At 44.9% G+C, this 13,932-nt stretch carries 5 protein-coding genes and 1 pseudogene; all 6 read left to right on the top strand.

Going from position 1 to position 13,932, the window contains the following annotated elements; genetic code table 11:
- The first annotated feature begins 79 nt into the window (after positions 1-79).
- The 6 genes and pseudogenes from rpoB to tuf all read left to right on the top strand — a co-directional run bounded on the left by rpoB (position 80) and on the right by tuf (position 12,977).
- A complete protein-coding gene (gene rpoB, locus L1D50_RS04795) occupies positions 80-4,105 on the top strand; it encodes a DNA-directed RNA polymerase subunit beta (RefSeq protein ID WP_128725817.1) in 4,026 nt (1,341 codons plus the stop codon).
- Positions 4,106-4,214: 109 nt separating this feature from the next.
- Entirely contained in the window at positions 4,215-8,396 is a 4,182-nt protein-coding gene (gene rpoC, locus L1D50_RS04790; protein ID WP_128725816.1) for a DNA-directed RNA polymerase subunit beta', read from the top strand.
- A 351-nt stretch (positions 8,397-8,747) separates the two neighbouring features.
- A complete protein-coding gene (gene rpsL, locus L1D50_RS04785) occupies positions 8,748-9,122 on the top strand; it encodes a 30S ribosomal protein S12 (RefSeq protein WP_010367657.1) in 375 nt (124 codons plus the stop codon).
- 101 nt (positions 9,123-9,223) lie between these two features.
- Positions 9,224-9,694, top strand: a complete 471-nt coding sequence (gene rpsG / locus L1D50_RS04780) for a 30S ribosomal protein S7 (RefSeq protein ID WP_099031881.1) — start codon at positions 9,224-9,226, stop codon at positions 9,692-9,694.
- A gap of 27 nt (positions 9,695-9,721) precedes the next feature.
- A complete protein-coding gene (gene fusA / locus L1D50_RS04775) occupies positions 9,722-11,836 on the top strand; it encodes an elongation factor G (protein WP_128725815.1) in 2,115 nt (704 codons plus the stop codon).
- Positions 11,837-11,893: 57 nt separating this feature from the next.
- Positions 11,894-12,977 (top strand): annotated as a pseudogene (gene tuf / locus L1D50_RS04770) (elongation factor Tu).
- The last annotated feature ends 955 nt before the right edge of the window (positions 12,978-13,932 follow it).

Below are 13,932 nucleotides of genomic sequence, written 5' to 3'. Positions count from 1 at the left end.
GTTATCATGGCTTAGATGCCAGTGAAGTCTGTTCAATTTTGGACAGGTTGGGTCAAAGATCAGCAAGCTGAGGAACCCCATGGCTTACTCTTATTCTGAAAAGAAACGTATCCGTAAGGATTTTGGTAAACGTCCACAGGTTTTGGACATACCTTTCCTACTGCAAATGCAGTTGGAATCGTTCGATAAGTTCATTGCGCCTGATGCCGATGGCGATACTGGACTGGAAGCTGCATTCCGTTCTGTATTCCCTATCAAGAGCTACTCGGGCAACTCTGAACTTCAATACGTCAGTTATCGTATTGGCGAGCCAGTATTTGACGTTAAAGAATGTCAAATTCGCGGTGTGACATATTCTGCTCCACTTCGCGTTAAACTACGTCTTGTGCTAATGGACAAAGATGCACCTGGCACAGTCAAAGACATAAAAGAGCAAGAAGTTTACATGGGCGAAATCCCGCTCATGACAGACACCGGTACTTTTGTTATCAATGGTACTGAGCGTGTTATCGTTTCTCAGCTACACCGTTCACCTGGTGTATTCTTTGATAACGACCGTGGTAAATCACACTCATCTGGTAAAGTGTTATATAACGCTCGTGTGATCCCTTACCGTGGCTCATGGCTTGACTTTGAATTCGACGTTAAAGATAACCTTTACGTTCGTATTGACCGTCGCCGTAAACTACCAGCATCTATCATCTTACGTGCACTAGAATTCACTTCAGACGAAATCTTGGCACTATTCTTTGAAACAACAAGTTTCGAAGTAAAAGATGGCAAAGTGTTGATGGAACTTGTGCCTTCACGCCTACGTGGTGAAACTGCTGCATTTGATATTAAAGATGCAAACGGTGACGTCTTGGTTGAAAAAGGCCGTCGTATTACCGCACGCCATATTAAGAGCATCGAAAAGCAAGGTATAGATACTCTTGAGGTACCACATGAGTACATCATCGGCCGTGTTGTTGCTAAAAACTACATCGACGAATCGACAGGCGAAGTGATCGCAGAAGCGAATGCCGAGTTATCACTAGAGCTTATGGCTGAATTGGTGAAGGCGGGTCACTCAAAGATCGATACGCTTTACATCAACGAAGTAGACAGTGGTGCGTACATGTCAGAGACATTACGTGTTGACTCTACTAATAATCGCCTAGAAGCATTGGTGGAAATCTATCGCATGATGCGCCCGGGTGAGCCACCAACAAAAGAAGCTGCAGAAGCGTTATTCGACAACCTATTCTTCTCTGAAGAGCGCTATGATCTATCAACAGTAGGTCGTATGAAGTTTAATAGCCGTGTTGGTTATGATTCAGACGAAGGTGAGGGTACGTTATCTAAAGAAGATATCGTTAGCGTGATGAAGGTATTGATCGACATCCGTAACGGTAAAGGTGATGTGGACGATATCGACCACTTAGGTAACCGTCGTATCCGTTCAGTAGGTGAAATGGCTGAAAACCAATTCCGTGTAGGTCTTGTACGTGTTGAGCGTGCAGTACGTGAGCGTCTAAGTCTTGGTGACCTAGATAACGTTATGCCACAGGATTTGATCAACGCTAAGCCGATTTCTGCAGCAGTAAAAGAATTCTTTGGTTCTTCACAGCTTTCACAATTTATGGACCAGAACAACCCGCTTTCAGAAGTGACGCATAAACGTCGTATTTCTGCATTAGGTCCGGGTGGTCTAACTCGTGAACGTGCTGGTTTCGAAGTACGTGACGTACACGTAACGCACTACGGTCGTGTTTGTCCTATCGAAACGCCTGAAGGTCCAAACATCGGTCTAATCAACTCGCTATCTACTTACGCGCGTACAAACGACTATGGTTTCCTAGAGACTCCATACCGCAAAGTAGTAGACGGAATCGTTACAGACGATGTTGATTACCTTTCAGCAATTGAAGAAGGTCAGTTCGTTATCGCACAGGCGAATACAACGCTAACTGATGACAACCAATTTGCTGAAGAACTGATTCCATGTCGCTTTAAAGGTGAATCAACCTTTATGCCAAGCGACAGCATTCAGTATATGGACGTATCTCCACAGCAGGTAATCTCTGTGGCTGCAGCGCTTATTCCATTCCTAGAACACGATGACGCGAACCGCGCATTGATGGGATCGAACATGCAACGTCAAGCTGTACCTACACTACGTGCTGATAAGCCGCTAGTTGGTACTGGTATTGAGCGTACACTAGCGAAAGACTCTGGTGTAACAATCGTTGCTAAGCGTGGCGGTATCGTTAAGTATGCTGATGCGAGCCGTATTGTTGTTAACGTTAATGAAGACGAGCGCATCCAAGGTGAAGCGGGCATCGATATCTATAACTTAACTAAGTACACACGCTCAAACCAAAACACTTGTATCAACCAGAAACCAACTTGTATGGTTGGTGAGCCGGTAGTACGTGGTGACGTGCTTGCTGATGGTCCTTCAACAGACCTAGGTGACTTAGCACTTGGTCAGAACCTACGCGTAGCGTTCATGCCTTGGAATGGTTACAACTTCGAGGATTCAATCCTACTTTCAGAGAATGTTGTAAAAGAAGATCGTCTAACGACTATCCACATTCAAGAGCTTCAGTGTATTGCTCGTGATACTAAGCTTGGTCCAGAAGAAATCACTGCGGATATTCCAAACGTAGGTGAGTCTGCACTAGGTAAGCTTGATGAATCAGGCGTTGTATACATTGGTGCTGAAGTGAAAGGCGGCGACATCCTTGTAGGTAAAGTGACGCCTAAAGGTGAAACGCAACTAACTCCTGAAGAAAAGCTACTACGTGCTATCTTTGGTGAAAAAGCGTCTGACGTTAAAGATAGCTCGTTACGTGTACCGAACTCTGTATCTGGTACGGTTATCGACGTACAAGTGTTTACGCGTGACGGTGTTGAAAAAGACAAACGTGCGCTAGAAGTTGAAGATATGCAGCTTCGTGAAGCGAAGAAAGACTTCAACGAAGAGTTCAGAATCCTTGAAGGCGGTATCTTGACTCACGCTCGTAACCTACTTATCAAAGCAGGTATGAGTGAAGAGCAACTTGCAGGCTTTAACACTGAGAAGCTATTGACACAAAGCCTTGCTGACGAAGAGCATCAAGCAGAGCTTGAGCAACTAGCAGCGCAGTATGACGAGCTTAAAGCTGACTACGACAAGCGTTTCGAGAACAAGCGTCGTAAGATCACTCAAGGTGATGACTTAGCGCCTGGCGTACTTAAGATTGTTAAAGTATACCTAGCTGTTAAACGTCGTATCCAACCTGGTGATAAGATGGCGGGTCGTCACGGTAACAAGGGTGTAATCTCAACTATCGTTCCTGTTGAAGACATGCCTTACGATGACAAAGGCCGTACTGTAGATATCGTACTTAACCCGCTGGGTGTACCATCTCGTATGAACATCGGTCAGATCCTAGAAACTCACATGGGTCTAGCTGCTCGTGGTATCGGTGAACGTCTTGAAGAAATGATGAAAGAGCAACGTGAAATACACGAGCTACGCGAATTCATCAGAAAAGCTTACGAAATCGGTGACTGCCGTCAGAAAGTAGATATTGCTAACTTCTCTGATGATGAAATCCGTCGCTTGGCAGAAAACCTTAAAGGTGGTCTACCAATCGCAACACCAGCATTTGATGGTGCACGTGAAGCTGAAATCAAAGACATGCTAGAACTTGGTGGTTATCCAAGAAGTGGTCAGGTAACGTTATATGATGGTCGTACTGGTGATGCATTTGAGCGTCAAGTAACAGTAGGCTACATGTACATGCTGAAACTGAACCACCTTGTTGATGACAAGATGCACGCGCGTTCAACAGGTTCTTACAGCCTAGTTACTCAGCAACCGCTGGGTGGTAAGGCACAGTTCGGTGGTCAGCGTTTCGGTGAGATGGAGGTATGGGCACTTGAAGCATACGGTGCTGCCTACACGCTACAAGAAATGTTGACAGTGAAGTCGGATGACGTAAACGGTCGTACTAAGATGTACAAGAACATCGTAGACGGTAACCACAAGATGGAACCGGGTATGCCTGAGTCGTTCAACGTACTGTTGAAAGAAATCCGCTCGCTAGGTATCAACATCGAGTTGGAAGAAGTTTAATCCGACCGCCGCAGTGCGCTGCGGCGTTGCATAACTGCAACCGGACTGAAAAGAATGTAGGGGCAGGCTTGGCTTGCCCTCAAGATTAACCTCCGACAGGAGAGCTAAGGTGAAAGACTTACTTAAGTTTCTGAAGCAACAAAATAAGACCGAAGAATTCGATGCAATTCGCATTGGTCTTGCTTCGCCAGACATGGTGCGTTCATGGTCTTACGGTGAAGTAAAGAAACCTGAGACAATCAACTACCGTACTTTCAAGCCTGAGCGTGATGGCTTATTCTGTGCCCGTATCTTCGGCCCAGTAAAAGATTACGAGTGTTTGTGTGGTAAATACAAGCGCTTGAAGCACCGTGGTGTTATCTGTGAAAAGTGTGGCGTTGAAGTAACGCTAACAAAAGTACGTCGTGACCGTATGGGTCACATCGAGCTGGCTAGCCCAGTTGCGCATATTTGGTTCTTGAAATCACTTCCGTCACGTATTGGCCTAATGCTAGACATGACGCTTCGTGACATTGAGCGCGTACTTTATTTCGAATCATTCGTGGTAACTGAGCCAGGTATGACTACGCTTGAGCGTGGTCAATTACTAGGTGAAGAAGAATACCTAGATGCACTTGAAGAGCACGGTGATGAGTTTGAAGCGAAGATGGGTGCAGAAGCTGTACTTGATCTACTTCGCGAGCTAGACCTTGGTCAGTTAATCGCTGAAATGCGTGAAGAGTTGCCAACAATCAACTCTGAAACTAAGCGTAAGAAAATCACTAAGCGTCTTAAACTAATGGAAGCGTTCCACCAATCAGGTAATAACCCTGAGTGGATGGTAATGAGTGTGCTACCAGTTCTTCCACCAGATCTACGTCCTCTAGTACCACTAGATGGCGGTCGTTTTGCGACTTCAGATCTGAACGACCTTTACCGTCGAGTGATCAACCGTAACAACCGTTTGAAGCGTCTTCTTGACCTAGCTGCGCCAGACATCATCGTACGTAACGAAAAACGTATGCTTCAAGAAGCGGTTGATGCGCTACTTGATAATGGTCGTCGTGGCCGTGCGATTACGGGTTCTAACAAGCGTCCACTTAAGTCGCTTGCAGACATGATTAAAGGTAAGCAAGGTCGTTTCCGTCAAAACCTTCTAGGTAAGCGTGTTGACTACTCAGGCCGTTCTGTTATCACCGTAGGTCCTACGCTGAAACTACATCAGTGTGGTCTACCTAAGAAGATGGCGCTTGAGCTATTCAAACCATTTATCTACGGTAAACTAGAGCGCCGTGGCATGGCGACAACCATCAAAGCTGCGAAGAAGATGGTTGAGCGTGAAGTACCAGAGGTTTGGGACGTACTAGACGAAGTTATCCGTGAGCACCCGGTTTTACTTAACCGTGCGCCAACACTTCACCGTCTAGGTATCCAAGCGTTCGAACCTGTACTTATCGAAGGTAAAGCGATTCACCTACACCCACTAGTATGTGCGGCGTATAACGCTGACTTCGATGGTGACCAAATGGCGGTTCACGTCCCACTGACGCTTGAAGCGCAGTTGGAAGCGCGTGCATTGATGATGTCTACTAACAACATCCTAGCACCAGCTAACGGTGAACCAATCATCGTTCCTTCACAGGACGTTGTACTAGGTCTTTACTACATGACTCGCGATCGCATCAACGGTAAAGGTGAAGGCACTGTATTTAAAGATGCTAAAGAAGCTGAAAAAGCATACCGTGTAGGTGCTGCTGAGCTTCACGCTCGTGTTAAAGTGCGTATCACAGAAGTGACTATCGACGAAGAAACACGTGAGCGCGGCACGTTAACTCACCTAGTAGATACGACAGTAGGTCGTGCAATCCTTTCATTGAATATCCCTGAAGGCTTGCCGTTTGAACTGATCAATAAGCCACTAGGTAAGAAACAAATTTCTGGTCTTCTTAATGAGTGTTACCGTCGTCTAGGTCTTAAAGATACAGTTATCTTTGCTGACCAAGTGATGTATACCGGTTTCCACTACGCGATGAAGTCTGGTGTTTCTATCGGTATCAATGACATGGTAATCCCACCAACTAAAGGTGAGATCATCGATCGTGCGGAAGCTGAAGTTGCAGAAATCAACCAACAGTTCCAATCAGGTCTTGTAACTGCCGGTGAGAAGTACAACAAAGTTATCGATATCTGGTCACGTGTAAACGAAAACCTTTCTCGCGAGATGATGGCTAACCTTTCAAAAGAAACGGTTATCAACGCTGAAGGCAACGAAGAAGAGCAACCGTCATTTAACTCAGTGTTTATGATGGCAGACTCGGGCGCTCGTGGTAGTGCTGCTCAGATCCGTCAGCTAGCGGGTATGCGTGGTCTAATGGCACGTCCAGATGGTTCAATCATCGAAACGCCAATTACAGCAAACTTCCGTGAAGGTCTAAACGTACTACAGTACTTTATCTCGACGCACGGTGCGCGTAAAGGTCTAGCGGATACGGCACTTAAGACAGCGAACTCGGGTTACCTAACTCGTCGTCTAGTAGACGTAGCACAAGATTTGGTTATCAACGAATCAGACTGTGGTACCGAAGAAGGTCTAGTAATGAAGCCGCTAATCGAAGGTGGTGACGTTGTAGAACCACTTCGCGAGCGAGTACTAGGTCGTGTTGTTGCTGAAGATGTATGTAAGCCAGGTACTACTGAAGTACTTGTTGCACGTAACGTAATGATTGACGAAAAACTGTGTGATCTTTTAGAAGAACACTCAGTAGACGAAGTTAAAGTACGTTCTGTAATCACCTGTCAAAATGACTTTGGTGTGTGTGCACACTGTTACGGTCGTGACTTGGCGCGTGGCCATATCATCAATCCTGGTGAAGCAGTTGGTGTAATCGCGGCACAGTCAATCGGTGAGCCGGGTACACAGCTTACGATGCGTACATTCCACATCGGTGGTGCGGCATCACGAGCTTCTGCAGAGAACAGTGTTCAAGTTAAGAACAATGGTAATCTGAAACTTCACAATGCGAAATTTGTAATCAATGCTGATGGCAAAATCGTTATCACATCTCGTTCAACCGAGATCACGATAATCGATGAGCACGGTCGTGAGAAAGAGCGTTATAAAGTACCTTATGGTGCAGTATTAACTGTACAAGATGGTGCTGATGTTAAAGGTAACGACATCGTCGCTACTTGGGACCCGCATAGCCACCCAATCATCATTGAACATGAGTCAAAAGTATCGTTCAGCGATATCGATGATTCAAACACTGAAGCACAGACTGATGAATTAACCGGTCTAACACGTGTGGTTGTTAAGGATCTTGCGAAAGTAAACGCAAAAGAGCCTAAACTAATCATTGAGAACGAAGAGCGTGGTCTTCAAGAGATCCGCCTACCTTCATTCACAACGATTGAAATCACAGATGGTGCAACAGTACTACCAGGTTCTGTATTGGCTCGTATCCCACAAGAAGGTTCGAAGACTCGTGACATCACGGGTGGTCTACCTCGAGTTGCAGACTTATTCGAAGCGCGTAAACCAAAAGATCCTGCAATTCTTGCAGAAATCACAGGTACTGTTAGCTTCGGTAAAGAGACTAAAGGTAAGAAGCGTCTTGTGATCACACCTGACGAGGGTGATGCGTACGAAGAAATGATCCCGAAATGGCGTCAGCTTAACGTGTTCGAAGGTGAGCAAGTGGCTAAAGGTGAAGTTATTGCCGATGGTCCAGAATCACCACACGATATCCTGCGTCTACGTGGTGTTACTGATGTATCTAACTACATCACTAACGAGGTACAAGAAGTATACCGCCTACAGGGTGTAAAGATTAACGATAAGCACATTGAAACTATCGTTCGTCAGATGCTTCGTAAGTGTATCATCCTTGATGGTGGTGACAGTGAATTCCTAGCAGGCGAGCAAGCTGAAGTTGCACGTGTAAACATCGCTAACCGTGAGCTAGAAATGCAAGGTAAGATCCCAGCTAAGTTTGAAATTCAGCTAATGGGTATTACTAAAGCGTCACTTGCGACTGAATCGTTCATTTCTGCGGCATCGTTCCAGGAAACGACACGTGTTCTAACCGAAGCTGCGGTTAACGGTAAGAGCGATGAGCTACGTGGTCTGAAAGAAAACGTAATCGTGGGTCGTTTGATCCCAGCGGGTACAGGTTTCGCATACCATGAAGAGCGTATCAACCGTCGCAAGCAAGGTGAAGCAGCTGTTGAAGAACAAACTGTAAGTGCTGAAGAGGCAACTCAAGCGCTAACAGATGCACTGAATGCTGATTTACTAGGTGGTAACGAGTAATCCCCACCATTTAGCTTATTGATTGAAAAGCCGCTGTGTGAATACAGCGGCTTTTTTATGCATTCTCAACTCCGCAGTCCGATTTGCCATCAAAGCGTCACATCGATGTGTATACTGCAACAAAGGTTTTTCAATGTGATTGCTAACTTTTGTTAACTTTCAACAGTTTCGCAGACAAAACCAACCGATTGGTATGCATTTACTTAATGCTGATGACGACTTTTGGTTGACAGGTTAAACTTTGGTCATTAAAATTCGGCCACCCATTTTAGTCGTTCAAGAAAACTGGATTTGACTTAAATGGTAAGATTTTATTTTTCAGTAGTAATTTATTAATTCAGGAGCTATTTAATGGCAACTATTAACCAGCTAGTGCGTAAGCCACGTCGTAGCAAGGTTACAAAGAGCAACTCTGCTGCTCTTAAAGCTTGTCCACAAAAGCGTGGTGTATGTACTCGTGTATATACAACAACACCTAAGAAACCAAACTCTGCATTACGTAAAGTAGCGCGTGTACGTTTAACTAACGGTTTCGAAGTAACTTCATACATTGGTGGTGAAGGTCACAACCTACAAGAGCACAGTGTAATCCTAATCCGTGGTGGTCGTGTTAAAGACTTACCAGGTGTGCGTTTCCACACTGTTCGTGGTGCACTTGACTGTGCAGGCGTAAACGACCGTAGACAGGCTCGTTCTAAGTACGGTGCAAAACGTCCTAAGGGCTAATGGTTCTCCGTTAGTAAGGCCAAGCACTTAAGTTTTAAATTTTTATATATTGTTTTGGGAATCCGTGTTTAACACGGACCTGAAGATACCGGAGAAAGAAAATGCCTAGAAGACGCGTAATAGGTCAACGTAAAATTCTTCCAGATCCGAAGTTCGGATCAGAGCTTCTTGCTAAATTCGTTAACGTAGTAATGCTTGACGGCAAGAAATCTACTGCTGAAAAAATCGTATATGGTGCGCTAGACGTGGCTGCTGAAAAATCAGGCAAGTCGCACCTAGAAATCTTTGAAGCTGCACTTGATAACGTTCGCCCACAGGTAGAGGTTAAATCTCGCCGTGTTGGTGGTTCAACGTACCAAGTACCAGTTGAAGTACGTCCAGTGCGTCGTAACGCACTAGGTATGCGTTGGTTGGTTGAAGCTGCACGTAAGCGTGGCGAGAAATCAATGGGTCTTCGTCTTGCTCAAGAGATGATCGACGCTGCTGAAAACAAAGGCACTGCGGTTAAGAAACGTGAAGACGTTCACCGTATGGCTGAAGCGAACAAAGCATTCGCTCACTACCGTTGGTAATCTGCTAACACCTTTTAAGAGGATATTATGGCACGGACAACTCCGATTGAGCGCTACCGTAACATCGGTATATGTGCTCACGTAGATGCGGGTAAAACAACTACGACCGAGCGCGTACTTTTTTATACTGGTCTTTCTCATAAGATTGGTGAAGTACACGACGGCGCCGCAACTATGGACTGGATGGAGCAGGAGCAAGAGCGTGGTATCACGATCACTTCTGCTGCAACAACGTGTTTCTGGAAAGGGATGGATGCTCAGTTTGATGAGCATCGTGTTAACATCATCGATACTCCAGGACACGTAGATTTTACTATCGAAGTAGAGCGTTCATTGCGCGTACTTGATGGTGCTGTTGTTGTGTTATGTGCTTCATCAGGTGTGCAACCGCAAACTGAGACCGTTTGGCGTCAGGCTAACAAATACGAAGTGCCGCGTATGATTTTCGTCAATAAGATGGATCGTACAGGTGCTGACTTCTTGTCTGTAGTTGAACAAGTTAAAAAACGTCTCGGTGCTACACCTGTGCCTATTCAGTTACCAATTGGTGCTGAAGATGAATTTAAAGGTGTTATTGACCTTATTAAGATGAAAGCAATTAACTGGAATGAAGAAGACCAGGGGATGACTTTCACCTATGAAGAGGTCCCAGCAGATCTTCTTGAGCTAGCTGAAGAATGGCGCTCTCATCTAATTGAGAGTGCTGCAGAAGCTTCTGAAGAACTAATGGAAAAATATCTTGAAGATGGTGAGTTGAGCGAAGAAGAGATTAAATCAGCCCTTCGCCAACGCACATTGGCCAATGAAATTGTGCCTATGACGACAGGTAGTGCATTCAAGAACAAAGGTGTTCAGGCTGTGCTTGACGCTGTGATTGAATTCATGCCGTCGCCTACTGAAGTAAAAGCTATCCAAGGTGTCTTAGAAGACGAAACCGAAGATACGCGTGAAGCTGACGATAATGCACCGTTTGCGGCGCTTGCATTTAAGATCGCAACTGATCCATTCGTTGGCACACTTACTTTCTTCCGAGTTTACTCTGGTAAAGTTAGCCAGGGTGATTCGGTACTAAATCCTGTTAAAGGTAAAAAAGAGCGTTTTGGACGTATTGTTCAAATGCACTCTAACTCGCGTGAAGAGATTAAAGAAGTTCATGCGGGTGACATCGCGGCTGCTATCGGCCTAAAAGATGTAACTACTGGTGATACACTTTGTGCTCAAGAAGCGCCAATTACGTTAGAACGTATGGAGTTCCCTGAGCCTGTAATCTCAGTCGCAGTAGAACCTAAAACAGTAGCTGACCAAGAAAAAATGGGCGTTGCACTTGGTAAACTTGCAGCAGAAGATCCTTCATTCCGTGTAGAAACGGACGAAGAATCAGGTCAGACGATTATCTCTGGTATGGGTGAGCTTCACTTAGATATCATTGTCGATCGTATGAAGCGTGAGTTTAACGTTGTGTGTAACGTTGGTAAGCCTCAGGTTGCATACCGCGAAACTATCCGAGCTTCTGTTGAAGCTGAAGGTAAGTTTGTGCGTCAATCTGGTGGTCGTGGTCAATATGGTCACGTTTGGTTGAAGCTAGAACCAATGGATGTTTCTGATGATGATGCACCAATATACGAATTCGTTAACGAAATCGTTGGTGGCACAGTACCAAAAGAATATATCCCAGCGGTTGATAAAGGTATTCAAGAGCAGATGAAGCAAGGTGTTCTTGCAGGTTATCCGCTATTGGGTGTTAAAGCTACCTTGTTTGATGGTTCATTCCACGATGTTGACTCAAACGAGATGGCGTTTAAGATCGCAGGTTCGATGGGCTTTAGAAAAGGCGCGCTAGAAGCAAGCCCTGTTCTACTTGAGCCTGTCATGAAAGTAGAAGTAATCACTCCTGAAGAAAACATGGGTGATGTAGTAGGCGACTTAAATCGTCGTCGTGGCATAATTGAAGGCATGGAAGAAGCATTTGGTGGCTCGAAGCAAATTAATGCTCAGGTCCCACTTTCTGAAATGTTTGGCTATGCAACAGACTTACGCTCCGCTACACAAGGGCGCGCATCATACTCTATGGAATTCCTAAAGTATGCTGAAGCGGCTAAAAACGTAGCTGATGCAATAATTGCAGCTCGCGCTGTTAAGTAATTTTAGTTCGGTCCGGTCTTAGGGCTGGACTTTAATTTCTTTATAGGAAATTTGAAAATGGCAAAAGAAAAGTTTGAACGCGTAAAACCGCACGTAAACGTAGGTACAATCGGCCACGTTGACCACGGTAAAACAACTCTAACTGCAGCAATCACTAACGTACTTGCAAAAGTATACGGTGGTGAAGCAAAAGACTTCGCATCAATCGATAACGCTCCAGAAGAGCGTGAGCGTGGTATCACAATCTCAACTTCACACGTTGAGTATGACACACCAACTCGTCACTATGCACACGTAGACTGTCCAGGACACGCTGACTATGTTAAAAACATGATCACAGGTGCTGCACAGATGGACGGCGCGATCCTAGTAGTTGCTGCTACTGACGGTCCTATGCCTCAAACACGTGAGCACATCCTACTTTCTCGTCAGGTTGGTGTACCTTACATCATCGTATTCATGAACAAATGTGACATGGTTGACGACGAAGAGCTACTAGAGCTAGTAGAGATGGAAGTTCGTGAACTTCTTTCTGAGTATGACTTCCCAGGTGATGACCTACCTCTAATCCAAGGTTCTGCGCTTAAAGCGTTAGAAGGTGAGAAAGAGTGGGAAGACAAAATCGTTGAGCTTGCAGAAGCACTAGATTCTTACATCCCAGAGCCAGAGCGTGACATCGATAAGCCATTCATCATGCCTATCGAAGACGTATTCTCAATCCAGGGTCGTGGTACAGTAGTAACAGGCCGTGTAGAAGCTGGTATCATCAACGTGAACGACGAAGTAGAAATCGTAGGTATCAAAGAAACTACGAAGACAACTTGTACGGGTGTTGAGATGTTCCGTAAGCTTCTAGACGAAGGTCGTGCGGGTGAGAACATCGGTGCACTACTACGTGGTACTAAGCGTGACGAAGTTGAGCGTGGTCAGGTTCTATGTAAGCCTGGTTCAATCAAGCCGCACACTAAGTTCACTTGACATCCAGCTACCAGACGGCGTAGAAATGGTAATGCCAGGCGACAACATCAAGATGACTGTTGAGCTAATCGTACCAATCGCGATGGACGAAGGTCTACGTTTCGCTATCCGTGAAGGTGGCCGTACAGTAGGCGCTGGTGTTGTAGCAACAATCGAAGAGTAATCTGTAGATTGTCGTAACACACATAAAAAAGGTCGCTTTGGCGGCCTTTTTTAATGCCTTGTAGATGCGATTTTATATCGCGATAAATGAAAAGGGTCGTTCTCTGATAGGAGTTCGGCCTTTTTTAATGCTTTGTAGCTGCGATTTTATATCGCGACCAGTGAAAAGGGTCATTCTCCGATAAGGAGTACAGACTTTTTATTATTACGCTCTAAAAGATGAACTCTTTGTTGAAGCAGTGACTTTACGTCTCGATTTCAAAGATAGAATTTTTGTGGTGGGAGCGAGTTTACCTCGCGATAAACTCTTTGTCGTAGCAGCGATTTTATATCGTGACCAACAAAAAGAGTCATTCCTAGTAATTCAATAACTGTTCTCGAACCTTCTTAAGTGATAACCCCACTTATAAAATAGTGCCTCAATCGTATTGATAGCATGCGGTACCACACATAAACGATACAGTAGACCTCTTCTTTGTTCTCTTTTCATACAGAAAAGTGTCAAAAATAAGCGTTTCGCTTTATTTTTGCTCGAACAAACGTTTTTTCGCAACTTTCTTTAAAAAAAGGGTTGCACTAAAATCGGATCGCCCTATAATGCGACCCCACTGACACGGGGCGCTACGCTGAAAAGCAAAGCAGCAGCGAGTTAGCGTCAAGTAAAACTTAAGTTCGAAACTTCTGCCAAAGAAATTAAAAATTAAGTGTTGACAAAAAATTGGGAATGCTTAGAATGCACATCCCTCGAAACAACGAAATGTTTCGAAACGTTCTTTAAAAATATGAAGCAATCATCTGTGTGGGCACTCGTACAGATTGAGTTCTAACAGCAGATTCTAGTTCGCTAGATGGCGCAAACAAATTTAGAGTCTCAATTGAACTGAGTGACCAACAGAATAAACATAGTTTATTCAGCACAGTCAATTCGATACCGAAAGGTATCAAAATCAGAATTC

The sequence above is a fragment of the Pseudoalteromonas sp. Isolate6 genome, assembly GCF_022398435.1.
Classification (GTDB): Bacteria; Pseudomonadota; Gammaproteobacteria; order Enterobacterales; family Alteromonadaceae; genus Pseudoalteromonas; species Pseudoalteromonas galatheae.
Note: the sequence above shows the minus strand (reverse complement) of the source record. Positions and strands in the feature narration are given on the sequence as shown.

What these genes read in the sequence shown, in the direction of transcription:
- rpoB (WP_128725817.1), top strand. Translation starts at nt 80, where the DNA reads ATGGCTTACTCTTATTCTGAAAAGAAACGTATCCGTAAGGATTTTGGT.
- rpsL (WP_010367657.1), top strand. Translation starts at nt 8,748, where the DNA reads ATGGCAACTATTAACCAGCTAGTGCGTAAGCCACGTCGTAGCAAGGTT.
- rpsG (WP_099031881.1), top strand. Translation starts at nt 9,224, where the DNA reads ATGCCTAGAAGACGCGTAATAGGTCAACGTAAAATTCTTCCAGATCCG.
- fusA (WP_128725815.1), top strand. Translation starts at nt 9,722, where the DNA reads ATGGCACGGACAACTCCGATTGAGCGCTACCGTAACATCGGTATATGT.